Source organism: Arthrobacter sp. NPDC056493 (genome assembly GCF_042795115.1).
In the GTDB taxonomy this organism is placed as follows: Bacteria; Actinomycetota; Actinomycetes; order Actinomycetales; family Micrococcaceae; genus Arthrobacter.
The window spans coordinates 1-23,854 of record NZ_JBHTSL010000044.1; the positions used below are offsets into that span (position 1 = coordinate 1).

The following is a 23,854-nucleotide window of genomic DNA, read 5'->3' on the forward strand; positions in this document are numbered from 1 at the left end:
GGGGAGGGGCCGGCCTTTTCCGTAGGAGAGAACTTTGGGGGGCCCGAGACGCAGATCACGTCGTTTGGATTTGGCCTCCTGTTCACCGGCCGGTAGAGTAGTTCTTGCGACGCGGGGTGGAGCAGTTCGGTAGCTCGCTGGGCTCATAACCCAGAGGTCACAGGTTCAAATCCTGTCCCCGCAACTGAAGAAAAAACCCGGATCACCGTTTGGTGGTCCGGGTTTTTTGTTGTCTGGGATTTTTCCTGCCGAAGTCTTGCGTCGGGGGAGCGCATCCCGGGGTGTGCGCCAGTGGCCCGCGGCTCCGCGGAACGGCCGTGGTCAAAGCGCCCGCAAAAGTAGGGTAGTGTTAACCAAGCGACGCGGGGTGGAGCAGTTCGGTAGCTCGCTGGGCTCATAACCCAGAGGTCACAGGTTCAAATCCTGTCCCCGCAACCAGAAGGAAGCCCTGACCACAATGTGGTCGGGGCTTTCTGCATTACCGGAGTATTTGTTCATGTGCTCAGGGTTCCTAGTATTCTCTATTCGCAGGGCCCGGAATTCCTGGCCGGCGCAGGGCGCCCACACTGGTCAGTCATTCTCGAGAGGAACGTGTAGCTCGATGTCCACAACGAAGAACAAGTCCGGCACCGCCAGGGGCAAGCGCGCCAGGCTGTACTGGGCGGTGCCTGCAGCGCTCGTGGCCCTGGTGCTGGTGGTGCTCCTCGCAAAGTGGATCACCGGCCTGCCCGACGTTCGCTCATTCCTCGCGGACTACCCGGGGCATTCCGGGCTTCCCGCCGGCGCCCCCGTCGGCTTCCCGGCTTGGCTGGCCTGGCAGCATTTCCTGAACGCCTTCTTCCTGCTGCTGATCATCCGTTCAGGCTGGCAGGTCCGCACCACCACCCGCCCCGGTGGTTACTGGACCCGAAACAACAAAGGTCTCATCAAGACCAGGACAGCACCCACCAAGATCAGCCTGGAACTCTGGTTCCACCTGACACTGGATGCGCTGTGGATCCTGAACGGGCTCGTCTTTGTGATCCTGCTGTTCGCCACCGGCCAGTGGACCCGGATCGTCCCCACGTCCTGGGATGTTTTCCCGAACGCCGTCTCGGCCGCCCTTCAGTACGCCTCGCTGAACTGGCCGACGGAGAACGGCTGGGTGAACTACAACGCCCTGCAGCTGCTGACCTACTTCGCCACGGTGTTCATCGCAGCTCCGCTGGCCTTCATCACTGGCCTGCGGATGTCCGCAGCGTGGCCCAAAAAGGCCGCCGGGCTGAACAGGGCCTTTCCCATCGAGGCCGCCCGCGCAGTGCACTTCCCCGTGATGATCTACTTTGTTGCCTTCATCGTGGTGCACGTTTTCCTGGTCCTGGCCACGGGCGCGCTCCGGAACCTCAACCACATGTACGGCGGCAGCGACGACGTGAGCTGGGTCGGGTTCTGGTTCTTCGTGGCATCTGTAGCGGTAATGATTGCCGCCTGGTTCCTGGCCCGGCCGCTGTTCCTGCGCCCCATCGCATCGCTCATGGGCAAGGTCACCAGCCGCTAGCTTCTCACCCGTCCTTGAGCCGCTGGTAGGTATCCAGGGCCCGTTCGCGGGATTCCTGCAGGCCCACCAGCGGTTCAGGGTAGCCGGGGGCCGCCGCCGGGTTTTTCCACGGCTCGTGCACCGTCCGGTCATCCAGGTCCGCCAGTTCCGGGACGTAGCCGCGAAGGTAACTGCCGCCGGCGTCGAACTTCTTGCTCTGCGTCACCGGATTGAAGATACGGAAATAAGGCGATGCGTCCGCGCCTGAGCCCGCCACCCACTGCCAGTTGGCCGGGTTGTTGGCGGCGTCGGCGTCCACGAGGGTGTCCCAGAACCAGGCCTCGCCCACCCGCCAGTCGGCCAGCATGTTTTTCACCAGGAACGACGCCGCGGCCATCCGGACCCTGTTGTGCATCCAGCCGGTCTGCCACAGCTGCCGCATGCCGGCGTCCACCAGGGGATAGCCGGTCCGCCCCTGTTGCCAGGCCTCCAGTTCGGCGTCCGACGGCGTTTGCCAGGCAAAGCGGTCAAACTCCCGGCGGTAGTTTTGCGTGGCCAGGTCCGGATTCTCGAACAACAGCTGCCAGCAGAATTCACGCCAGCCCAGTTCGCTCCGGAAAATCCCGACGTCGGCCGGTGCGTGGCGCGGGAAGCGTTCCCGGAGGGAATGCCAGACGCGGAAGGGACTGATCTCGCCGAAGCGAAGGTGCGGCGAGAGGCGGCTGGTGCCCTCGACACCCGGCAGGTCACGACCCCTGCTGTAGTCCTCCACGGGACCGTCCAGGAAATCCTCCAGCCGTTCGTGGGCGCCGTCCTCGCCAGGGGTCCAGGTCCCGGCGAGGCCGCCGCTCCAGTCCGGCCGCCGGGGGAGGAGCCGCCAGCTGTCCAGCCGGTCACCGGCCGGTGGGCGGCCGGATGTTCCAGGCGCAGGCTGCGGCAAACGGTCGGGGGCATCGGCGGGAAGCCGCGGTTCGGCACCGGCCAGGCAGGAGCGCCAGAATGGGGTGAAGACCTTGTACGGGCCGCCAGAGCCGGTGCGTACGGTCCACGGCTCAAACAGCAGGTTTGCCTGGAAGCTGGCTGCCTCGATGCCTTGCCCGGCAGCCCACTCCTTGATGCCGGCGTCGATGCTCCGCTCCGGCTGGCCGTACCGCCGGTTCCAGAACAATCTGCCGGCGCCGGTCCCGGCGGCCAGTTCCTCGATGACCGGAGCGGCGGCGCCCCGGCGCAGCAGCAGCCGTGACCCGTGCGCGTCGAGGCTCGCCGCGAGGGCGGACAGCGAGTGGTGGAGCCACCACCTGGCTGCGGCGCCCAGCGGGCGGATGCCGGGGGAGTCCTCGTCGAGGATATACACAACAGTTACCGGATCCGGCAGTGCCGCCGCTGCGGCGAGGGCGGGGTTGTCGTCGAGTCGGAGGTCGTCGCGGAGCCAGACAATGGTGGAAGCCATGGATTCACGCTACACGTCCCGGAGACACGCGTCCCGGAGACGGCGGAGGCCGGGATCCGCTGGGATCCCGGCCTCGCACAGCGTGGGGGACTACAGCTTGTCGAAGTCTGCCTCGTCCACGGTGGAACCGGAGGCGGCTGATTCGGACGCGCCGATCGCGGGCCGTGCGCCGCCCGACTTCAGTGCCGCCAGGCGGGCCTCGATCTCGGTCTGCTCGCCGAGGTCCTCAAGCTGGTTGAACTGCGCGTCGAGGCTGGATGCCGCGAGCTCCTGCTGGCCGCGGACCTTGGCCTCTTCGCGCCGGATCTTCTCTTCGAAGCGGCCCACCTCGCTGGTCGGATCCATGATGTCAATGCTCTTCAAGGCATCATGGACCTGGGTCTGGGCAGCAGCGGTCTTGGAGCGGGCCACCAGTTCGTTGCGCTTGCTGGTGAGCTGGTTCAGCTTCACCTTCATCTGGTCGAGCCCGCTCTTGAGACGGTCCACCACCTCGGTCTGCGACGCGATGCTCGGTTCGGCAGACTTGGCCTCGTTTTCGGACGAGATCTGGCGCTGCAGGGCCACCTTGGCCAGGTTGTCGAACTTCTGCGCGTCGGCCGCGTTGCCGGTGCCGCGGAATTCGTCAGCCTTGCGGGAGGCGGCCAGGGCCTTGTTGCCCCAGTCCTGTGCGTTCTTGATGTCCTCGTTGTAGTCGTCCTGGAGCATGCGCAGGTTTCCGATGGTCTGGGCCACCGCGGACTCGGCTTCAGCAATGTTGTTGGTGTAGTCCCGGACCATCTGGTCCAGCATCTTCTGCGGGTCCTCGGCCTGGTCCAGCAAGGCGTTGATGTTTGCCTTCGCCAGCTGCGCCATGCGGCCGAAAATGGACTGCTTAACCATGGTGTTACCTTTCGTCCTGCTCCGTGTGTGCCACTGAGTTCAGTGAACAGTTGTGTACCGCTTCTACCCGCCGGCCCGGTTACCCGGGCCGGCGCTTAGTTTGTCATCGGGCTAGAAACTGCCAGAGTCCCCGCCGCCGAAGTCGCCCCCGCCGAAGTCTCCTCCGCCAAAGTCTCCGCCGAAGCCGCCGGAGTCGCCGCCCCAGCTGCCGCCGTCGCTGTGTCCACCGCCCCAGCCGCCGCCGCTGCCGCCGTTGAGGATGGAGTTGATGAGGATGCCGCCAAGGATGGCACCGCCCAGGCCGCCGCCTCCGCCGCCGCCGAACATGCCGCCGCGGCCATACCCCTGGTTGGCGTAGCCGAAGCTGTCGACGTCGGACTGCGCCAGCTGGGCCGCCTGGGCCGCCAGCGCGTGCGCCTGCTGCGCGTAGGTCAGGGCAGTCACGGGGTCGTTGCGCGAGATGGACAGCGCATAATCGAGGTTGCGCTGGGCCTCAGCCAGACGGGTCCGGGCTTCGGTGCCCACGCCGCCGCGGCGGGCGGTGATGTAATCCGAGGTGGCGCTGATCTGTGCCTGCGCGGACATGATGGTCTGCTGCAGTGAAGCCTGCGCCCTGCGGGCCTGCTCCTGCTGGTCCCTGATCCCGCCAAGAGCCTGGTCGAGGGCCTGGTGCGCCGACTCGACCCGCTCCAGCGTGGCGATGGGGTCAATCTTGCCGCTCTGGATTTCGCTCTTCACCCGGGCGAGCGCTGCCTCCACACCGGCCACGGGTCCCTCAAGCTCCGGGTGGGCCCCGGACTGGATCATGGCCCTCGCCTGGGCCAGGTCCTGGGACGTGTCCACGACGGCGGATTCCAGTCCCTGCCGGGCCGTGTCGAGGTTGCCGGCCACCTTGGAAATAGCGTCCAGCAGCACGTTCGTCTGGTGCAGGCTCTCTTCCGCCGCGCGGACGGCCACGGCTGCGAGGCTGCCCTCTCCTGCTGCGAGCTTTTCACGCGCCGTGGCGCTGGCGTTCTGCACGAAGGCCAGCCGTTCCTTGGCCTGGCTGATGTTGTCCGAGACCTGGGCGAGGGCGGTGTCCGCGTACTTGCCGCGCAGCTCGGCCAGGGTCTGGTCCGCCCGGGCGATCTTCGCGTCCGCCTCCGCGGCGCCGGCGTCCACTGCCGCGAGGGCCTGCGGCGCGTTCTTCTCGAGTTCGCGCAGCGAGTCGAAGTCGGCCTTCTGCTCCTGCAGTGATGCGAGGGCGGCTTCCGACCTTCGGATGATTTCGCCAAGCCAGCTGCGCTGCTGCTCTTCGGTGTCCGGGATGTGGTCGTCCAGCTGCTGCTGCAGCTTGAACGACTCGGACATGTGTGCCTTTGCCTCCTGGAGCGCCTTGGTGAAGTTGCCCACGGCGGCTTCGCCGTATTGCGCCTCGGCGAACCCCAGTTCCTGCTCGCTGGTCTTGATCGCATCGTCGGCTTCGATGAGCAGGGAGCCGCTCTTCCTGCGGAGCTCCTCGATGCTCATGCCGGCCAGGGGATCGAGTTCGGCACCCTGGGGGCCGTAGCTTGCGCTCGACGCCTGGCCGGCCTTCTTGCGCCTGTTGCGCAGGTAAAGATACGTGCCCGCGCCGCCGGCAGCCACAACACCGGCACCAACGAGGACGGCCGTGCCCGCACCGCCACCCGAGGGGACTGTTCCGCTTCCGCCGCCCGCGGCGTCGCCGATGGCGGCCGCAGTGTCAATGGCGGCCTGCGCAAAGTCCCGCTTGCCGCCGCCGAGGTTGGCCGCGATTGCGTTCTGCGTGATGTTCCCGGTCTTCGACGCGATGGCGCTTGCCGAGTTGGGAGCGAAATAATATTTGCCCTCGGTGGAGATCGCCAGCAGAACGTCGGCCCTGCCCATGCCCTTGCTGGTGGCCACAGCCTGGCTCCACGACTTGGGATCAGCCGGATTTTGGAATGACTTTACGGTGACCACGTACAGGTTGTACTTGTGGTCCTTGAGGAGTTTCTGGATTGAGTCCTCAACTTCGCCCTTCCGGCCGCCGAGGACATTCGCGTCGTCGACGATGTTTTGGCCGGAGGGGATGGCTACCGGATCCTCGGCCCAGGCCGCCGCGGCCGGAGCCGCCAGCGCTGCCGTCAGGCCGATAACGGCGAGAACACGTTTCAACATTGACCGCATGGCAACCCTTCAGCACGCCGCGGCTGGTTCGGGACGAACAGCCGTCATAGAATGCAGCAGCGCCCCCACGCCGGGTGTAAAGCCGCAGGTCGCTGTGGCAATTCTTCTTGATTCTATGGTGCACCAGCGGGACCGTCCACGGCGGGGAATATGCCACCAGCGAAAAGCGCTGGAGACCTTGGTGGCGGTCCAGAACACTGGCAGTAACACTGTCAAGGACAGCATTCAGGAACCTCCCAGCAAACGTCCGAATTAGTTTCAGTCCGATCGTCCATAGTTAATACAGACGCGGATGAAAGGAAGTCCAATGACTGAGCACCCAGTACCGGGCGCAGCACCTGAGAACCGAGATCCTTCAGGGCGCCCTGTTGATCCGACCCCTCGGCCTGAGCCCGCCGAGGGTCTCCAGCCCCCTGCGCCGCAGGACAGCGAATACCGCGCCGCCGGCGGTTCCGAGAACCCCACGGTGCGCCTTGACTCCGAGAGCAACCCCACCCGGCCGCTGTACCGGCCCGCGCAGGACGCAAGCCAGCCCCGTGAAGGCCTGGCTCCTGAAAGCCAGCCCCGCGGAACCCAGGCCGATGAGGGCCAGCCGTATGGCAGCCCCGCGGAGGGCCGCGAACACCCGCAGCAGCAGCATCCCGGCGGTCCGCACCCGGTTTACCCCCAGCACGCCCCCTTCTACGGGCAACAGTCGGCACCGGCGACGCAACCGATCGGTCCCCAGTATTCCCAGCACAACAGCCAGTACTCCCAGCACAACAGCCCCGCTTTCCAGGACAACCGTGCCAACCAGCCCAAGCGCAAGGCGACGTTCGGTGTCGGCACCCTCGTGGCCAGCATCCTGGCCGCAGGCCTCGTGGGCGGCGGGGTTGCCACCGTCGGCTCGGGCAACCTGTTCGACGCCGGCGGAACCGCGCCGGCCGTCAGCTCCGGCAGCCAGCCCGGAACCGTGATCGTCAACAACCAGGACTCGGTCAACGAGATCACGGCCGCAGCCGTCAAGGCATCGCCGAGCGTGGTGACGATCAAGGCCACCAGCGGCAGCGAGGGCGGCACCGGCTCCGGGATCATCCTCGACGACCAGGGCCACGTCCTCACCAACACCCACGTGGTGACACTGGACGGTGCCACCGCGAACGCGGACATTCAAATCCGCACGAACGACGGCCGCGTCCTCAGCGCCAAGGTGGTCGGCACCGACCCGCTCTCCGACCTGGCGGTCATCAAGGTGGACAACCCGTCCGGCCTCACGCCGGCAGCGCTGGGGGACTCCAGCAAGTTGAACGTGGGGGACACGGCCGTGGCCATCGGCTCGCCGCTCGGCCTCACCGGCACGGTGACGGACGGCATCGTCTCCACGCTGAACAGGACCATCAGCGTTGCGTCGTCGGCGGCCCCGAAGCAAGGGACGGACAACTCCCAGGGCGGCGACCAGGGCTTCGAGTTCGCTCCTCCGGGCCAGGGGCAGAGCCAGAGCTCGGCCAACAAGGGTTCGATCTCCATCAACGTCATCCAGACCGATGCGGCCATCAACCCGGGCAACTCCGGTGGTGCCCTGGTGAACAGCAAGGGTGAAGTGATCGGCGTCAACGTCGCGATCGCCTCCGCCGGTGGCAGCTCTGCAGCCAGTGGAACAGGCAACATCGGTGTGGGCTTCAGCATCCCGATCAACAATGCCAAGCGCGTGGCGCAGGAAATCATCAACAACGGCAAGGCCACCCACGGCCAGTTGGGCGTGAGTGTCCAGGCAAAGTCGGCATCGGATGCCGGGTTCTCCACGGGAGCCGATGTGGCGTCGGTGGAACAGGGCTCGGCGGCGGCGAAGGCCGGGATCAAGGTGGGCGACGTGGTGACGCGCTTCAACGACCTGGCGATCAGTGACCCGAACCAGCTGACGGCAGCTGTCCGCGAGCAGCCGTCCGGCTCCCCGGTGAAGATCACGGTTCTGCGCAACGGCCGCGAGCAGCAGCTGGACGTCACGCTCGGCGCGGCGGCAGAGCAGTAGCCGGCCAAAAGCAGTAACTGCGCCCAGCACGACGGCGGGCCGCACCCTTGGGTTCCAGGGGGCGGCCCGCCGTCGTTGTTGTCCAGGCCCTTTGACACAGGCGTTAACGGGACGTCATATGACGGACCCAATATGGTTAGCTAGGAGCTACCCGTATCCCGGGCGTTCCACGGCCATGACCTCACCCGGCTGGCTATCCACAAGCACGGAAGGCTGCTGTAAATACAGTGGAAGAGACATTGAAGATCGTCGTCCTGGTCAAGCATGTGCCGGACGCCCAGTTCGACCGGCACCTCAGCGGCGAGGGCCACACCACGGACCGCGACGAGAGCATCCTGTCTGAACTGGATGAGTACGCCCTGGAGGCCGCACTGCAGCTTGCCGAGGCCCGCGGCGGTGCCAAGGCCGGCAACAAGGTGATCGCTTTGAGCATGGGACCGGCCGGTGCCGTGAACGCCATCAAGAAGTCCCTGCAGATCGGTGCCACCGAGGGTGTGCACCTCACCGACGCCGCGCTCGCCGGTTCGGACGCGGCCGCCACCTCGCTGGCGCTTGCAGCTGCCGTCCGCCACCTCGGCGCGGACGCCCCCGTGGACCTGGTGCTGACCGGCATGGCCTCCACCGACGGCGAGACCTCCCTGGTGCCCGCGCAGCTTGCCGAGCGTCTGGGGCTTCCGCAGGTCACCTTCGCTTCCTCCCTGGACGTCGACGGCGGACGTGTTTCGGCGCGCCGCGACGCGGACACCCACTCGGAGACGGTCGAGGCGACGCTGCCCGCAGTGGTTTCCGTGACCGACCAGATCAACGAACCGCGCTACCCCAACTTCAAGGGCATCATCGCGGCCAAGCGCAAGAGCATCACCACCCTTTCCCTGGCCGACATCGGAGTCGATTCCTCGCAGGTGGGCCACGCCGGATCCTGGACCCGCGTGACGACGGCCGAGGAACGGCCGCCGCGCACCGCCGGCACCATCATCACGGACGAAGGCGACGCCGGCATCAAGCTGGTTGACTTCCTGGCCGCCCAGAAGCTGCTCTAAGAGGACTCCACAACATGGCAAACGTACTGGTATTCATTGACAACCCCGGGCAGGCTCTCAAGAAGAGCAGCCTGGAACTCCTCACCATCGCCCGCTCCCTTGGGGAAACCGCCGTGGCGGTCAACGGCGAACTGTCCGACGACGCCGCCGGCACCCTGGGTGCCTACGGTGCGGCCAGCGTCTTCCGACCGTCCGCAGCGGACCTCGACGATTACCTCGTCGCGCCTAAGGCCGCCTTCCTGGCCGCCGTGGCGGACAAGTCCGGTGCCACCACCGTCCTGCTTGAGAACTCACCCGAAGGCAAGGAAATCGCCGCCCGGCTCGGCATCCGGCTAAGCGCCGGCGTCATCACCGACGTCGTCGCGGTGGACGCCGACGGCACCGCCCACAAGTCGGTGCTCGCCGGTTCGTACACCACGACGGCGAAGGCCACCACCGCCGTCACCGTGCTGTCCGTGAAGGCAAACTCCGTGGACCCCGAGCCCGCGCCGGCTCCCGGCACACCCGAAACCGTGACCGTCGACGCCCCCGCTGACGCCACCGCCGCGGCTGCCCGCATCACCTCCCGCGAACAGAAGGTTGCCAGCGGCCGCCCGGACCTGACCGATGCCCGCATTGTGGTGGCCGGCGGACGCGGCCTCGACGGTGACTTCGGCCCCGTGGAGGAACTGGCGGACGCACTGGGTGCGGCCGTGGGCGCCTCCCGCGCGGCCACGGACGCCGGCTGGATCAGCCACGACGCGCAGGTCGGCCAGACCGGCAAGACCGTCTCGCCGCAACTGTACATTTCCGCCGGCATCTCCGGCGCCATCCAGCAGAAGGCCGGCATGCAGACCGCCAAGGTGATCGTCGCGGTGAACAAGGACGCCGAATCGCCCGTGTTCGAAATTGCGGACTTCGGCATCGTCGGCGATCTCTTCCAGGTGCTGCCGCAGGCAACTGAAGAGATCAAGAAGCGCAAGGGCTGAATCCTTGACCCCAAACGCTGCACCATCGCAGAGCCCGTTCAATCCGGAACAGCACCGGATTGAGCGGGTGCTCTGTCTCTCAGCCCATCCCGACGACATCGATTTCGGCGCCGCCGGCACCATCGCCGCGTGGACGGCGGCCGGCGTCGAGGTCAGCTACTGCATCATGACCGACGGCGACGCCGGGGGCTTCGACCCGGCCCAGCGCGCCGAAATCATCGCCCTCCGGGCGGCCGAGCAGGAACGCGCTGCGGCCCTCGTCGGCGTCACGGACATCCACTACCTGCACCAGCGGGACGGATACCTTGAACCCAACCACGAGGTGATGCGCGGAGTGGTGAAGCTGATCCGCGAACTTCGGCCCGACGTCGTGCTTTCCATGCATCCGGAGCGCAACTGGAAGCGCATCCAGAAAAGCCATCCTGACCACCTGGCAGTGGGGGAGGCGGTGACCCGTGCCGTTTACCCGGCGGTGGAAAACCCCTTCGCATACCCGGACCTCGCCGAGGCCGGCCTGGAGGCCTTCAAGCTTCCGTGGCTGTGGCTCTACGCTGGTCCGGAGGAGCGGGAAAACCACTTTGTGGACGTCACGGAGCATGTGGAGGGCAAGCTCGAGGCCATCCACGTGCACGTCAGCCAGCATCCTGACGCCGCGGCCATGGAGGCCACCGTGCGGCGCGGCATGCGGGCGAATGCGGAACGTGCCGCCCTGCCCGAGGGCCGGAGCGCCGAGGCGTTCCACGTGGTCATGGTCAACGGCCCGGGGACGATTGCCGGTTTCTAGGCTGCCTCTCTAGCCTGCGGCAGAGCTGAGCTGCGATGCCGCGTAGACCTTGATCCCCTCCAGCAGGTAGGAGGCGAGGCCTGCGCGGCTCTTGTCGTAGAACGCGGTGAACCGGGGATCCTCGACGTACATCCGGCCCAGTCCGACGTAGCTGTCCGCATCCGGGGTCCAGCTGACGCAGATCCAGCGGTAATGGCGTTCGACGGCGGCCTGCACCCGGGCGTCGTCCGCCGGCAGCCCGGCGTCCAGGCACCCGGCCAACTCATCGTTGATCGCCCCGGCCTCCGCCAGAAAGACCTGCTTGTCGGCGGAGCTGAGCGCCGCGTGCCGCGCCTTGCTGTCCTCGACGGCCTGGCCGCCCCACCGCTGGCGGGCCTCCTCCTCGTACGGGTTGGTATCAAAGTCCCTGAAAATTTCCTCGCCTGACATGGGGTCTCCTTGCTGCAGTGCCGATATGGTTGCCCCGACGGTCCTGGCCATCCGGTCCAGGCGGTCGCGCTCGGCCAGGAGCCATTTCCGGTGCACGCTCAGCGCATCCAGCTGGTCTGCCTGGCCGTCCAGAACCTGGCCAATGGTTTCAAGTCCCAAGCCAAGTTCGCGGAGAAGCAGGATCCGCTGAAGACGCAGCAGTTCAGACTGCGTGTAGTAGCGGTAGCCGTTGTGCCCGGTGTAGGCAGGCAGCAGCAACCCCAGCTGGTCGTAGTGCCGGAGGGTCCTGGACGAGACCCTGCTCAGCTTCGCCAGCTCGGCGATGGACCAGCTCCGGAGTTCTTCGTGCTTCATGCCTCCAGCGTAGAAGTTGACGCAACGTCAACGTCAAGCCCGCTGCAGTTAACCCGATCCAGGCGGTGTGCGTCAGGCGTTCAGCGGGGCGGCAGCCACGGTAGGGAGCGTCGGGGTAGCCGACCCACCCACAGGCTCGACCGTGATGCCGAGCGCGGCGGCCGAGCCGATGCCCTTGACCAGGGCAGGCTTCGACAACGCCTCCGCATCCATCAGCCCCTGCGACACGGGAGTGGAGCCATCCCTCGGAATCAGCCACATCTGGTACACCTTGCCCGCGGGCGGTGGCGGAACATCCTTCATCCGCACCACCAGCGCATCGCGCGACGGCGAGATCAAAACCGTCGCCGTCCCGCCGCCGGTGACCTCGACAGTCGCCTGCCGCGTATCCTGCGCCTCGATGACCTGCCTGAAGGGATCGTTCTGGTTGGCCACGTAGGCCCCGAGCCCCACACCGCCGAGCGCGAGCACGGCAGCAGCCGCAACACCGATCAGCCAGTTCCGGAGGCCGGCCGACCGGCGTCGTACTTCGCGGCGCTGGCGCGCAGCGGAAAGTTCGTCGGTGGCCGGCCCGGCCAACGCATCCGCGTCTGTGTGGGCCTTGGCCGCCTCCGCAGCCGGGGCAGCAGCGGGAAGCTGCGCGACGATCCGGGCGAACAGGTCCGCAGGCGGCTCTTCCTCGGCTGTAAAGGACACTGCCAGTGTCTCCCTGGCCTGGCGGACGCGTTCGTTGAAGGACGCGCGTTCAGCCTCCGGAGCGCCGCTGACGTAGGCATCGATGGCTTCCCGCTCCGCGTCGGTGATGGCGTCCAGGGCGTAAATCTCGGCCAGCTCAACCGCACGGCCCGCCGCAAGGTCGGTGGGAATGTCGGCAGCAAATGCCCGGGGCAGCTGTCGCCCGCGGGAATCATTCGTATCAGTCATTGTCAGCTCACCCCCAGGCAGGTCTTGAGTCGGATCAGTCCGTCGCGGATGCGGGACTTGATGGTCGGAATGGCCGCGTTCAGCTTCTCAGCCACTTCGCGGTAGGTGAGGCCGCCGTAGTAGGCGAGCCTCACGGACTCCTGCTGCGTCTCGGTCAGGGTCTCCAGGCAGCGCACCACGGCTTCGGCCTCGAGCCTGCTGTCCACCTCGTCCGACACCGAATCGTGGTCGATGTCCTGGCTGTTGGCGCCGTACCTAGCTTCACGATCGCTCGCGGACTGCGATGACCGGACCCGGTCCACGGCCCGGCGGTGCGAGATGGTCATGAGCCAGGCCAGGGGACTTCCGCTGGCCGGATCGAACCTCGCGGCGTTTTGCCAGACCTGCAGGAAGACCTCCTGGGCGGTGTCCTCGCTCAGCTCCGGGTCGATCAGAACCCGGCGCGCCATGCCAAACACCCGCCGCGACGTCAGCCGGTAAAACTCGGCGAAGGAAGCCTGGTCGCCTTGGGCAATCCGCTCCAGCAGCTGTGCCAGCTGCTGGTTAAGGTCGACGGCGGTGCCGGGCGGAGCGGTGGCGTCAAAGTTCGGCGCGTTGGGAGTTTCCATCACTCTCAAGCATAGGTTGCCTGCTGGCGGGCGCGGCACACCGTTTCCGGCGATGGCAGCATCGTGCCGGGTAAATCGGAATGCTGTGTTGCCCGGCCTATGTGTTGTCACCTGCCGCTCCTTACGCCTGTGGACGTGCATGCCCTTCGGACATGCTCAGGAGGGATTCGGCGCGGCGCAGGCCTTGGATGGGTGGCAGTCGGGGTGGGCTGTGCTCAAAGCTGGGCGCCGGTGAAACCTTGCTGGCGCCAGGCCTCGTAGACGGCGATGGATGCCGCATTCGCCAGGTTCAGCGACCGCAGCGACGGCAGCATGGGCAGACGGACCCGGGACGTGACATGCGGATCGCGCTTCAGGTCATCCGGCAGGCCCACGGACTCCGGGCCGAACATCAGGACATCGCCGGGCCGGTAGGCAATGTCGGTGTAGGACACTTCGCCGTCAGAGGTAAAGGCGAAGACGCGCTCCGGCTGCAGTGCCTCCCAGGCGGCCTCGATGTTGGGGTGGACAGTGACCACTGCCAGGTCGTGGTAGTCGAGGCCGGCGCGGCGGAGCTTGGCATCGGAGAAGTCGAAGCCCAAAGGCTCCACGAGGTGGAGTTCGGCGCCGGTGATGGCGGCGAGTCGGATGGCGTTGCCCGTATTGCCGGGAATTTCAGGCGTGTGGAAGAGGATGCGGAACACGGTTCCATCCTAGCGGCGGCATGACCGGGGCCCGTCGGTCATGACCTCAGTGCCTGGCTTCGGTCGCGACCTCAGTGCATGCCCCTCAGCAGCCTGGCGAGGACAGGGACGTTGACGGTGTTCGGTGCCGGGCCCGAGGACAGGAAATCCTTGAGCCCGCGGACCAGGCCGGCGGCATTGACCACCTGGACAATGTCGGAGCCGCCGCGGGAGCGGCGGTGGCGGTCGATGACCGGTTCGTGGAGGTTGCCGTCGGGGCTGTGGACCACGGTCCACGCGGTCACGTTGAGCTCGGGAAAAATATCCTGCATCCGGCGGACCACGTGGGCCAGCTGCGGCGGGGCGACCGACCTGCCGCCGTGGTTCAGCGTGTTTCCGTCCCAGGCGTAGGCCCCCTTGGGCAGCAGCATGGAGCCGATCAGTGCAAGCCGGTAGCCCGAGAGAAGAGCGTGGTCGATGTGGCTGTTGTCCGCCGGCGACTGCAGGCCGTTAATCAGGCGCGCCGCAGGGATCGCCGGCAGGACCTGCCTGCTGATGAGCTGGACCGTGCGCAGCTCCCGCTGGATCCTGGCTTCAGCGCCGAAGATGCCCCGCTTCCTGGGCATGCCGTGGACCTGCTGGCCGGCGAGTTCCGGCGGGAGGAGGGGCACGGCGCCGGGCGTGTCGAAGGGTGGAACATAGACGGGGGCATCGCCGGAGGTATTCCGGGGCGTTCCCGGCTTGTGGATCGTTGCTGAGGCGTGGCTGCCGGCCGCGGGGGCGTCGAAGTGCGCCTCGTCACCGTCTGCGCTGCTCCTGCGCGGCCCGGTCGCGTAGGAGCGGTCATAGGCGGCCCGCCGCCGGGGATCGATGAGCGTTTCATACGCAAGGGTGACCTGGCGGAACGTTGCGGCGTCGCCTCCGTGGTCGGGATGCGAAGCGCGGGCAGCCTTGCGGTAGGCCACCTTGATTTCCCTCTCCGTCGCGGTCGCCGCCACGCGGAGCACTTCGTAGTGGGAACTGCTGCCCTTGGTCAAGCATGGTCCTTAGGTCGTTGTTGCCGGCGTGCGTGCGCGGCTGGTGTGCCAAGCATATAAGCCGGTCCTGACGGTCTTGACGGTCTTGACGGAACAACGACCGCGGCAGGGCTGCCGGTTCCCGCCGGTGGAAACGCGGGACGTCTAGACTTTTCGGAATGGGACTTCGGACAGGTCGCGGCGGTGCCCGCCGTACATGTGTGGTGGTGGCAGCCGTTGCAGCCACGGCCTTCCTCGGCGGTTGCAGCATCGGTGTCCCGGATCCGGCCGTCCCAAGCAACGTGCCTGTCACCAGCGGGCCGGGCACGCCGACCATCACCCCCGGGCACGACGCCGGTGCCGTGGCCGCCCGCGACATGCCCTTCTCGGCAGGGGCTACGCTGGCGCGCGGTGTTCCGGTCGGGCTGTCGGATGACCTGACCGAAGCCGCGCACTGGAAGCAGGTGGTCAGCGGCGCGGGTGGGGCAAGCCGCTACCTAAAATCTGACGGCTGCCAGGTTGCGGCCGAGGTGCGCCAGAACCAGTGGCCCCTGGTGGCAGCTGATGACAGGGCATCGACGGCCGCCCTCTTTGCCTATCTGGACCCCACGATCCTGCCCGCCTACCTGAAGCCGGCGTCGCTGCGCTGGGGCGGTGAACGGGGCAAGCCAGGGCCGTCCGTGGAGGTGCTGGTCCTGGAACGGAGCGCCAAACCAGCAGGCCGGAAAGCCGGCAGGGCCACCGCGGTACTGGCCCGCGTTTTTGGTGCGGCCGGCTCGTCGGTGTACGTGTCGGCGTCGTGCCCGACGGCGGCGTCGCTCGCCGCCGCCCGGGCAGACATTGCTCAGTGGCTGACGGTGGTTCCGCCCGGCTGACGGACCGTCGCGGCGGTGGCCAGCCGGTTAAGGGCCAGCGCGCCCACGAGCAGGCCGAAGTCGCGGAGGGCGACGTCGTAGAAAGCCCCGAGGATGATCAGGTTCACGATGATCCCCAGGAGCCAGGCAGCCACCACCAGCGAACCGATCCGCGGCCGGAGGGCTACCAGGATGCCGGCAACTATCTCCACGACGCCGACGGCATACATCACTGTCTGCGCCGGCAAGTGCAAGGTATCCGGAACCATCGGCGCGAGATAGCCGGTCCAGTCGGCCAGGAGGTTGGTGAACTTGTCCAGGCCGAACAGGACGGGCGCCACGGTGAAGACGGTGCGCAGGAGCAGGAACGCCTGGTGGCCCGTATCCGATCCGAGCGTACGTGGGTTTGTCGACTCCCTCAGTGTGGTTTTCATGGTGAAACTCCCTTCTAAAAGTAGATGCTTTGATTTTAGAACCGCTTGAGCTTCTTTAGCAACAGATCTTGATTTTAGAGTTACGCTGGATTTATGAGCCGCAAAGCTGAAGACCGCGAATCAAAGACCGCTCTGCCATGGACCGGCCGTCTGGCCGCGCTGGCCTCGCTGGGTGACGCCAGCAGGCGGCGTCTTTTTGAGTACGTCGCCGGGCAGCGTTCTGCTGTGGGGCGGGACGATGCTGCGGCTGCACTGGACATGCCCCGGTCCACAGCGTCCTTCCACCTGGACAGGCTGGTCCGGGACGGGCTGCTCGCCGTCGAGTTCCGCAAGCTCGGCGGAAAGGCCGGCCCGGGGTCGGGCCGGCCGGCCAAGCTCTACCGACCCGCCCTGGACGAGGTGGGTGCGTCAGTTCCGGAACGGAGCTACGACCTGGCCGGAGAGCTGATGGCCACCGCGATTGAATCCTCAATCGCCGACGGGGGAGGGGTCCGCCAGGCATTGGCGGATGCCTCGTACTCCAAGGGCCGTGCCCTGGGCGGGAATGGAGCATCCCTGGATGAAGTGCTCGGCAGCATCGGCTATATGCCGGAACAGGACGGCGAGGGCGGGACCATCCTTATGAACTGTCCTTTCCACCGGCTCGCTGACGGGCACACGGACGTGGTGTGTGCCATGAACGGAGCATTCCTCAGTGGTGCCGCCGCTGCCTGCGGGGTGCCGGAGGAGAAAGTGGTGGAAGACCGGACGGTCGGGCGCTGCTGCGCCAGGATCAAGCCATGACGGCGTTCCGAAATCCGGCGGCGTCTAGTATTTAGCGGCGTCTAGTATTTAAGCGTGCCTGTTTACCTGGACCATGCTGCCACCACGCCCATCGCCGCCGAAGCCCTGGCTGCCCTGACGCGCGAGCTGTCCCGGACCGGGAACCCCTCGTCCCTTCACGGCTCCGGCCGCCGGGCGAGGCGATCCGTGGAGGACGCGCGGGAAACCCTTGCCGCCGCAGCAGGCGCCCATCCCTCGGAGGTCATCTTCACCTCGGGCGGCACCGAAGCGGACAACCTGGCCGTCAAGGGCCTGTATTGGTCCCGGCTGGCTGAAGACCCGCGCCGGCGGCGGATCCTGTGCTCCGCCGTCGAGCATCATGCCGTACTGGACACTGTCGAGTGGCTGGAGCGCCACGAAGGGGCGGAGGTCGCGTGGCTGCCCGTGCACCAGGACGGTGTGCTGGACCTCGAGGCGCTGCAGGCGGAACTGCACCGCGAGCCCGAGTCCATTGCCCTGGTGACGGTCATGTGGGCCAACAACGAGGTGGGGAGCATTCAGCCCGTCCGCCGCGCAGTGGAGCTCGCGCACGCCGCCGGGGTCCCGGTACATTCAGACGCGGTGCAGGCGTTTGGCTCCGTACCCGTGGATTTCCGGGCCTCGGGGCTGGATGCCATGTCCATCTCAGGCCACAAGATCGGCGGCCCGGTCGGCGTCGGTGCGCTCATTCTTGGTCGGTCCGTTAAGCTCACGCCGGTTCAGCACGGCGGCGGCCAGGAACGCGACGTCCGTTCCGGGACACTGGACACGGCATCCATAGCGGCCTTCGCCGCCGCAGCCGCCGCCGCCGCGGGGAACCTCGACGCCGAGGCGGCGCGGATTTCGCGGCTGCGCGACCGGCTCATTGCCGGGGTCCGCCACGCGGTTCCGGCGGCGGTGCTGCGCGGTCCGGAGGGTGACGGGCGCCTGCCCGGAAATGCCCACTTCACGTTCCCCGGCTGCGAAGGTGACTCCCTGCTGTTCCTGCTGGACCTCGCCGGCGTCGAATCGTCCACAGGCTCCGCGTGCACGGCAGGTGTTCCGCGTCCGTCACATGTACTCCTCGCCATGGGCCTGGATGAGGAGACGGCGCGCGGTGCGCAGCGCTTCACGCTGGGGCATCCTTCGACTGAAGCGGACGTGGACACATTCCTCGAGGCCCTGCCCGGCGCTTATTCCCGGGCGCGCCAAGCCGGAATGGCGGGACACGAATCCTCCATTCAGACGGCTGCCACCGTAGCCCGTCAGAGTTCCGGCACCAGCTGACCGTCCGTATCAGCTGGCCTCCGGCACCAGCTGCTCGAAGGGCACGGCTTGGTCGGCCAGCTTCTCCGCGGGCACCTCTGCGCGGGCAGTGATGAGCGCCTTGATGGTCTTCTGGGCACTGGGCTTGACGGACCTCGGCCAGTTGACGCTCATGCCGGCCACGACGCGCCCGTCTTGCTGCCAGAACGCCACGAACTCCTTGCTTTCCAGCGAGCCCCGGATAACCGGGGCCGCCTTGGCTGCGATGGAGGGGAAGCCGGAGTACTCCATGCTGACGTCGAACTGGTCGGTGTAGAAGTAGGGAACCATGTCCAGGGCAACGTCCTGGCCGAGCATGGCCTTGGCCGCCACCTTGCCCCCGTTGAGCGCGTTGGACCAGTGTTCGCTGCGGTGATGCTCGCCGGTGAACGGATGCAGCGCATTGGCGGCGTCGCCCGCGGCAAAAATATCCGGGGCGCTGGTGCGCAGCGAAGCGTCGGTGAGGATGCCGTTGCGGACATCCAGTCCGGCCGCGGTGGCAAGTGCCGTTTCCGGAACCACTCCCACTGCGATGACCACGATGTCCGCAGGCAGGAGCTCGCCGGCGTCGGTCACCACACCTGTCACCTTTCCGTTGTGTCCGGTGATCTCCCTGGCGGAGGCGGGAAGCCGGAAGTGGACTCCGTTGCCCTCGTGCAGGGTACGGAAGAAGCTGCCAAGCTCCGGGCCGATCGCCGCCTCGAGCGGAATGTCCTCAAGCCCGAGCAGCGTGACCTGGTTGCCGTAGGTGCTCGCTGCTGCCGCCAGCTCCATCCCGATCCAGCCGGAGCCGATTAGGACGACGTTCCGGCCGCCGGCCGCTAGCTGTTCCCGCAGCCGGCGGCTGTCACCGATCGTGCGGAAGGTGCTGACGCCGTCCAGTTCCGCGCCGTTCAGCGGGAGGGTCCGGGGCGTGGCGCCAGGCGCCAGCAGGAGTGCCCCGTATCCCTGGACTGTTCCGTCTGTGAAGCGGACCGTGTGTGCCGCCGGATCAATCGATGCCACTCGGCTGTCCAGCCGGAGGCTGACGTTGTTGTCGGCGTACCAACTCTCGGGGGCGACCTCGACGGCATCGTCCCCGGCCTTGCCGAGCAGGTATTCCTTGGACAGCGGCGGCCGGAGATAGGGAGGGTGCGCCTCGGCCCCCGCGAGGGTGATGTTCCCGGCGTACCCTTCGGCGCGCAGGGTGCGGGCCGCCGTCGCTCCGGCCAGCCCGGCGCCGGCGATAACAATGCTTTCAGGGGTCATGGCGCTACTCGATTCGCACGGCAGGCCAGGGGCCTGCGTTCTAAAAACGTTACTCGCGACTTTAGAAGGGTGGGCCGAAGCCGTCAAGGAAATTTAGGCCCTGATTCCGGTGGGCATTAGAATAGTTCGGCAACCGGTGTCAACAGAAAGCCATAATGCGAGTTCTAGCAGCCATGAGCGGCGGAGTTGACTCCGCCGTCGCAGCCGCCCGCGCCGTCGAGGCGGGGCACGACGTCGTCGGCGTTCACCTCGCGCTGTCAAGGATGCCGGGTACACTGCGCACCGGCAGCAGGGGCTGCTGCACCATTGAAGATTCGCGCGATGCCTGGCGGGCCTGTGACGTCCTGGGGATTCCCTACTATGTGTGGGATTTCTCGGAGCGGTTCAAGGAGGATGTGGTCCAGGACTTCATCGACGAGTACGCCGCCGGCCGCACCCCCAACCCCTGTATGCGCTGCAACGAGCGCATCAAGTTTGCCGCCCTGCTCGAAAAGGCGATTGCCCTCGGGTTCGATGCCGTCTGCACGGGCCACTACGCCAAGGTCATCGAGGACGCCGACGGAAACCGGGAACTGCACCGCGCCGCCGACTGGGCCAAGGACCAGAGCTACGTCCTGGGCGTACTCACCCACGAGCAGCTGAAGCACTCCATGTTCCCGCTCGCGGACACGCCGTCGAAGGCGGAGGTCCGCGCGGAAGCCGAACGGCGCGGGCTGTCAGTGGCCAACAAGCCGGACAGCCATGACATCTGCTTCATCCCGGACGGTGACACCGCCGGATGGCTCGCGGAAAAGATCGACATGACCACAGGCGACATCGTGGATGAGACCGGCGCCAAGGTGGGTGAACACGGCGGTGCGAACGCGTTCACTGTCGGGCAGCGGCGGGGACTGAAGCTTGGCCGGCCGGCAGCCGACGGCAAGCCGCGGTTCGTGCTGGAAATCCGGCCGAAGGAAAACAAAGTGGTGGTGGGGCCCGAGGCCCTGCTGGCCATCGACGAGATCCGCGGGATCAAGGTTTCCTGGGCCGGCCTGCCCATCGATGAGGTTGGCTCCGGCGCCGACTTTGACTGCCATGCGCAGGTCCGCGCGCACGGTGACCCCGTTCCTGCCATTGCACGGATGGAGCGGGTTGCGGACGACGCCGGGATCGACCGGGACAGCCTTGTGGTGACCCTGACGGATCCGCTGCGCGGTGTTTCGCCCGGCCAGACCGTGGTGCTCTACCAGGGCAGCAGGGTACTCGGCCAAGCGACCATCGACGCTGCGCGGTCCCTGCAGCGGGCCCAGCTCTGACTTAGCCCCAACATTCTTACACCGTGCTCCGGTTTCCGGAGGAAGAATGAGCGGCCAGCGGATTGTTCCGCTGGCCGTTTTTTATTGCCATTTCACGGTTCCCGACCGTTCGGTCAGCAGACTGCACGCCATTCTGGTAAATTTTGTGTCTCAACTCACACGATGCAATGTTTCACCGGGCAACCTTCTGGTTGAATCAGAGGCATCAGCGGGCTGCCCGCACACGAGTCAGATCGGGCACCCCGTGCGTACTCATCGAACAGAAAGTTCACAGATGGCAAAGAATCAGAGGGCCTTGCGGAGCGCTATCGCGCTGGCAGGTGTTTCCGCTTTCGCACTGACAGCCTGCACCGGCCCTTCCGGTGGCGGCGGCACATCCACCGGAGGCGCCGGTGGAGGCACCATCACCTACGGGACCACGGACAAGGTGGTCACCCTGGACCCTGCCGGTTCCTACGATGCCGGCTCGTTCATGGTGATGAACCAGATCTACCCGTTCCTCATGAACTCCAAGCCCGGCAGCGCCGACGCTGTTCCGGACATCGCCGAATCGGCGTCGTTCACCACTCCCACTGAGTACACCGTGAAGCTCAAGCCGGGCCTCAAGTTCGCCAACGGCCACGCGCTGACTTCCTCGGACGTCAAGTTCTCGATCGACCGCGTGGTCAAGATTGCCGACCCCAACGGTCCGGCCGCCCTGCTGTCGAACCTGAAGTCCGTGGCGGCCAAGGACGACTCAACCGTGGTCTTCACCCTCAAGGCGGGCAACGACCAGGTCTTCCCCGGCGTTCTGGCCGCCAACTCCGGACCGATCGTCGACGAAGAGGTCTTCCCGGCGGACAAGGTCCTCAGCGACGACGAGATCGTCAAGGGCAAGCCATTTGCCGGGCCGTACACCATCGAGAGCTACAAGAAGAACGAGCTCATCAGCCTCAAGGCCAACCCGGACTACCAGGGGCTCCTGGGCAAGCCTGCCAACGACGGCGCCAACATCAAGTACTACGCCGACTCCAACAACCTGAAGCTCGACGTCCAGCAGGGCAACATCGACGTCGCCGGCCGTAGCCTGACGGCCACCGACGCCGCCGACCTTGAGAAGGACTCGAAGGTCAAGGTGCACAAGGGTCCGGGCGGCGAACTCCGCTACATCGTCTTCAACTTCGACACCATGCCGTTCGGTGCCAAGACGGCCGACGCCGACGCCAAGAAGGCGCTCGCCGTACGCCAGGCAATGGCAGACATTGTGGACCGCGAAGCCATTGCCACCCAGGTCTACAAGGGCACCTACCTGCCCGCGTACTCCGTAGTTCCGGACGGCTTCAACGGGGCCATCCAGCCGCTCAAGGAAATGTACGGCGACGGCAACGGCAAGCCCAGCCTGGACAAGGCCAAGAAGGCCTTCGCGGACGCCGGCATCACCGGTACCGTCAACATCAAGCTGCAGTACAACCCCGACCACTACGGCAAGTCCTCAGGCGACGAATACGCCATGATCAAGGAACAGCTGGAAAAGTCGGGGCTGTTCAAGGTTGACCTCCAGTCCACCGAATGGGTCACCTACTCGAAGGCCCGGACGGCCGATGCCTACCCGGTCTACCAGCTCGGCTGGTTCCCGGACTATTCCGACGCCGACAACTACCTCACGCCGTTCTTCATCCCTGGCAACTTCCTGAAGAACCACTACGAGAACTCCTCCGTCACCGAGCTTGTCACCAAGCAGCTCACCACCGTGGACAAGGCCGAACGCGAGAAGGTGCTGGGCGAGGCGCAGACCGCCGTCGCCAAGGACCTCTCCACCCTGCCGCTGCTGCAGGGGGCACAGCTCATGGTTGCGGGGGCAGACGTCAAGGGCGTGGACCAGACCCTCGACGCTTCGTTCAAGACCCGCCTCGGGGTGATCTCGAAGTAGGGCTCCACCCCATCAGGTCCTAACCAGCCAAGGAGGCGGGACGCCTTCCGGGCGTCCCGCCTTCCTGCTGGACAGTGAACAGCCGATTCCGGTTCCGTTGCGGATCCGGAAACACAGAATCAGGCAGTAATGACAACTCTTATTGAGGCGCCGCCAAGCGACGCCGACGGCCTTTTGCCGACCAAGAAAAAGAAGTCCGGCGGGGGACTGGGCCAATACCTCCTGATCAGGTTCCTCCTGATCTTTCCGACGATTTTCATCCTGGTCACCATGGTGTTCTTCCTCATGCGGATCACCGGCGATCCCATCACGGCCGCGCTGGGCGGCCGGCTGCCCCCGGAGCAACTGCAGGAACGGATTCACGCCGCAGGCTATGACCGTCCGCTTCCCGTGCAGTACTTCGAGTACCTGGGGCAACTTGTCACGGGCAATTTCGGAACCACCCTGTCCGACAACCGCAAGGTTGTCGAGATGCTGGCCACCTATGGCTCAGCCACCCTTGAACTGACCGTCAACGCGCTGATCGTCGCGCTCCTGGTAGGCATTCCCTTCGGGATGATCGCCGCACACCGGCGCGACCACCTTCCCGACGCCGTGCTGCGCGTCTTCGCCATCCTTTGCTACGCCACTCCCGTGTTCTTTGCCGGCATGCTGCTGAAGCTGACTTTTGCCGTTTGGCTTGGCTGGCTCCCTGTTGCGGGGCGGGCGAAAACCTCCAGCGAACTTGCCCTCACCGGGCTCCAGGCGCCCACGGGAATCTATTGGCTGGACGCGCTCAGAAGCGGCAACATGGCCGCTCTCGGCGACGTGATGGCGCATGCCGTCCTGCCTGCCTTGGCCTTGGGGCTGCTGACAGCAGGCATCTTCCTCCGGCTGGTGCGCACCAACGTCATCGGCACCCTGGGCCGGGACTACATCGAGGCGGGACGCTCGCGGGGCGTCAGCGAATTCCGGTTGGTCACCAAACATGCCTACAAGCCGGCACTGATCCCCATCATCACCGTAATGGGCCTACAGATCGCCGTGATGCTGGGCGGCGCCGTACTCACCGAGACCACCTTCGAGTGGAAGGGGCTGGGCTTCCAGCTGGCCAATTACCTGACGGCCCGTGACTTCGTGGCCGTCCAGGGCATCGTGGTGCTCCTGGCCGTTATCGTCGCCGTCACCAACTTCATCGTGGACATTGTGGCCGCGCTGATCGACCCCCGTGTGAGGTACTGAC

At 66.3% G+C, this 23,854-nt stretch carries 21 protein-coding genes and 2 tRNA genes; 13 read left to right on the top strand and 10 right to left on the bottom strand.

Annotated features, from left to right (window positions below; genetic code table 11):
* The first annotated feature begins 110 nt into the window (after positions 1-110).
* The 3 genes from ACFQ50_RS16755 to ACFQ50_RS16765 all read left to right on the top strand — a co-directional run bounded on the left by ACFQ50_RS16755 (position 111) and on the right by ACFQ50_RS16765 (position 1,537).
* Positions 111-184: transfer RNA gene (locus ACFQ50_RS16755), tRNA-Met, on the top strand.
* Between the two features lie 177 nt (positions 185-361).
* A tRNA-Met gene (locus ACFQ50_RS16760) sits at positions 362-438 on the top strand.
* Between the two features lie 163 nt (positions 439-601).
* Positions 602-1,537 carry a cytochrome b/b6 domain-containing protein gene (locus tag ACFQ50_RS16765; protein WP_377996776.1) on the top strand — a complete coding sequence of 312 codons (936 nt, stop codon included), beginning with the start codon at positions 602-604 and terminating at the stop codon, positions 1,535-1,537.
* A gap of 4 nt (positions 1,538-1,541) precedes the next feature.
* On the opposite strand, the gene ACFQ50_RS16770 is transcribed toward ACFQ50_RS16765, so the two are convergent.
* From ACFQ50_RS16770 to ACFQ50_RS16780, 3 genes are all read right to left on the bottom strand, one after another.
* Complete coding sequence (locus tag ACFQ50_RS16770) at positions 1,542-2,966, bottom strand: cryptochrome/photolyase family protein (RefSeq protein ID WP_377996777.1); 1,425 nt, start codon at positions 2,964-2,966, stop codon at positions 1,542-1,544.
* A 90-nt stretch (positions 2,967-3,056) separates the two neighbouring features.
* On the bottom strand, positions 3,057-3,845 hold the full coding sequence (locus ACFQ50_RS16775) for a PspA/IM30 family protein (RefSeq protein ID WP_377996778.1): 789 nt from the start codon (positions 3,843-3,845) through the stop codon (positions 3,057-3,059).
* Positions 3,846-3,956: 111 nt separating this feature from the next.
* The gene (locus ACFQ50_RS16780; RefSeq protein WP_377996779.1) at positions 3,957-6,014 is read right to left on the bottom strand and encodes a TPM domain-containing protein; all 2,058 of its coding nucleotides are present in this window, start codon (positions 6,012-6,014) and stop codon (positions 3,957-3,959) included.
* 307 nt (positions 6,015-6,321) lie between these two features.
* Here ACFQ50_RS16780 and ACFQ50_RS16785 point away from each other — a divergent pair, with 307 nt between their 5' ends.
* The 4 genes from ACFQ50_RS16785 to ACFQ50_RS16800 all read left to right on the top strand — a co-directional run bounded on the left by ACFQ50_RS16785 (position 6,322) and on the right by ACFQ50_RS16800 (position 10,814).
* The gene (locus tag ACFQ50_RS16785) at positions 6,322-8,022 is read left to right on the top strand and encodes a trypsin-like peptidase domain-containing protein (RefSeq protein WP_377996780.1); all 1,701 of its coding nucleotides are present in this window, start codon (positions 6,322-6,324) and stop codon (positions 8,020-8,022) included.
* 239 nt (positions 8,023-8,261) lie between these two features.
* On the top strand, positions 8,262-9,062 hold the full coding sequence (locus ACFQ50_RS16790; RefSeq protein WP_377996808.1) for an electron transfer flavoprotein subunit beta/FixA family protein: 801 nt from the start codon (positions 8,262-8,264) through the stop codon (positions 9,060-9,062).
* Between the two features lie 14 nt (positions 9,063-9,076).
* Positions 9,077-10,030: an electron transfer flavoprotein subunit alpha/FixB family protein gene (locus tag ACFQ50_RS16795; RefSeq protein ID WP_377996781.1), complete on the top strand. Its 954-nt coding sequence runs from the start codon at positions 9,077-9,079 to the stop codon at positions 10,028-10,030.
* A 4-nt stretch (positions 10,031-10,034) separates the two neighbouring features.
* Positions 10,035-10,814, top strand: coding sequence for a PIG-L deacetylase family protein (locus tag ACFQ50_RS16800; RefSeq protein ID WP_377996782.1), 780 nt, complete (start codon positions 10,035-10,037; stop codon positions 10,812-10,814).
* A 9-nt stretch (positions 10,815-10,823) separates the two neighbouring features.
* Here the strand turns inward: ACFQ50_RS16800 and ACFQ50_RS16805 are convergent, their stop codons facing one another.
* The 5 genes from ACFQ50_RS16805 to ACFQ50_RS16825 all read right to left on the bottom strand — a co-directional run bounded on the left by ACFQ50_RS16805 (position 10,824) and on the right by ACFQ50_RS16825 (position 14,828).
* Positions 10,824-11,597 (bottom strand): MerR family transcriptional regulator, encoded by a 774-nt coding sequence (locus ACFQ50_RS16805; protein ID WP_377996783.1) that lies wholly within the window; start codon positions 11,595-11,597, stop codon positions 10,824-10,826.
* A gap of 72 nt (positions 11,598-11,669) precedes the next feature.
* Positions 11,670-12,521: an anti-sigma factor domain-containing protein gene (locus ACFQ50_RS16810; RefSeq protein WP_377996784.1), complete on the bottom strand. Its 852-nt coding sequence runs from the start codon at positions 12,519-12,521 to the stop codon at positions 11,670-11,672.
* Positions 12,522-12,523: 2 nt separating this feature from the next.
* Positions 12,524-13,129, bottom strand: coding sequence for a sigma-70 family RNA polymerase sigma factor (locus ACFQ50_RS16815; protein WP_377996785.1), 606 nt, complete (start codon positions 13,127-13,129; stop codon positions 12,524-12,526).
* Positions 13,130-13,344: 215 nt separating this feature from the next.
* Positions 13,345-13,812 carry a tRNA (cytidine(34)-2'-O)-methyltransferase gene (locus ACFQ50_RS16820; RefSeq protein WP_003805026.1) on the bottom strand — a complete coding sequence of 156 codons (468 nt, stop codon included), beginning with the start codon at positions 13,810-13,812 and terminating at the stop codon, positions 13,345-13,347.
* 71 nt (positions 13,813-13,883) lie between these two features.
* Entirely contained in the window at positions 13,884-14,828 is a 945-nt protein-coding gene (locus ACFQ50_RS16825) for a J domain-containing protein (RefSeq protein ID WP_377996786.1), read from the bottom strand.
* Positions 14,829-15,034: 206 nt separating this feature from the next.
* On the opposite strand from ACFQ50_RS16825, the gene ACFQ50_RS16830 reads away from it, so the two are divergent.
* Entirely contained in the window at positions 15,035-15,682 is a 648-nt protein-coding gene (locus ACFQ50_RS16830) for a hypothetical protein (RefSeq protein WP_377996787.1), read from the top strand.
* Here ACFQ50_RS16830 and ACFQ50_RS16835 read toward each other — a convergent pair.
* Positions 15,652-16,095, bottom strand: a complete 444-nt coding sequence (locus ACFQ50_RS16835; protein ID WP_377996788.1) for a hypothetical protein — start codon at positions 16,093-16,095, stop codon at positions 15,652-15,654. The genes ACFQ50_RS16830 and ACFQ50_RS16835 overlap by 31 nt on opposite strands.
* A 93-nt stretch (positions 16,096-16,188) precedes the next feature.
* Here ACFQ50_RS16835 and ACFQ50_RS16840 point away from each other — a divergent pair, with 93 nt between their 5' ends.
* Both ACFQ50_RS16840 and ACFQ50_RS16845 read left to right on the top strand, forming a co-directional pair.
* Positions 16,189-16,878 (top strand): helix-turn-helix transcriptional regulator, encoded by a 690-nt coding sequence (locus ACFQ50_RS16840; RefSeq protein ID WP_377996789.1) that lies wholly within the window; start codon positions 16,189-16,191, stop codon positions 16,876-16,878.
* 54 nt (positions 16,879-16,932) lie between these two features.
* On the top strand, positions 16,933-18,162 hold the full coding sequence (locus ACFQ50_RS16845) for a cysteine desulfurase family protein (RefSeq protein ID WP_377996790.1): 1,230 nt from the start codon (positions 16,933-16,935) through the stop codon (positions 18,160-18,162).
* A 9-nt stretch (positions 18,163-18,171) separates the two neighbouring features.
* Here the strand turns inward: ACFQ50_RS16845 and ACFQ50_RS16850 are convergent, their stop codons facing one another.
* The gene (locus ACFQ50_RS16850; RefSeq protein WP_377996791.1) at positions 18,172-19,428 is read right to left on the bottom strand and encodes an NAD(P)/FAD-dependent oxidoreductase; all 1,257 of its coding nucleotides are present in this window, start codon (positions 19,426-19,428) and stop codon (positions 18,172-18,174) included.
* Positions 19,429-19,583: 155 nt separating this feature from the next.
* Here ACFQ50_RS16850 and mnmA point away from each other — a divergent pair, with 155 nt between their 5' ends.
* The 3 genes from mnmA to ACFQ50_RS16865 all read left to right on the top strand — a co-directional run bounded on the left by mnmA (position 19,584) and on the right by ACFQ50_RS16865 (position 23,853).
* The gene (mnmA, locus tag ACFQ50_RS16855) at positions 19,584-20,723 is read left to right on the top strand and encodes a tRNA 2-thiouridine(34) synthase MnmA (RefSeq protein ID WP_377996792.1); all 1,140 of its coding nucleotides are present in this window, start codon (positions 19,584-19,586) and stop codon (positions 20,721-20,723) included.
* Between the two features lie 274 nt (positions 20,724-20,997).
* A complete protein-coding gene (locus tag ACFQ50_RS16860) occupies positions 20,998-22,632 on the top strand; it encodes an ABC transporter substrate-binding protein (RefSeq protein WP_377996793.1) in 1,635 nt (544 codons plus the stop codon).
* A gap of 129 nt (positions 22,633-22,761) precedes the next feature.
* A complete protein-coding gene (locus tag ACFQ50_RS16865; RefSeq protein ID WP_377996794.1) occupies positions 22,762-23,853 on the top strand; it encodes an ABC transporter permease in 1,092 nt (363 codons plus the stop codon).
* Position 23,854: the final 1 nt, after the last annotated feature.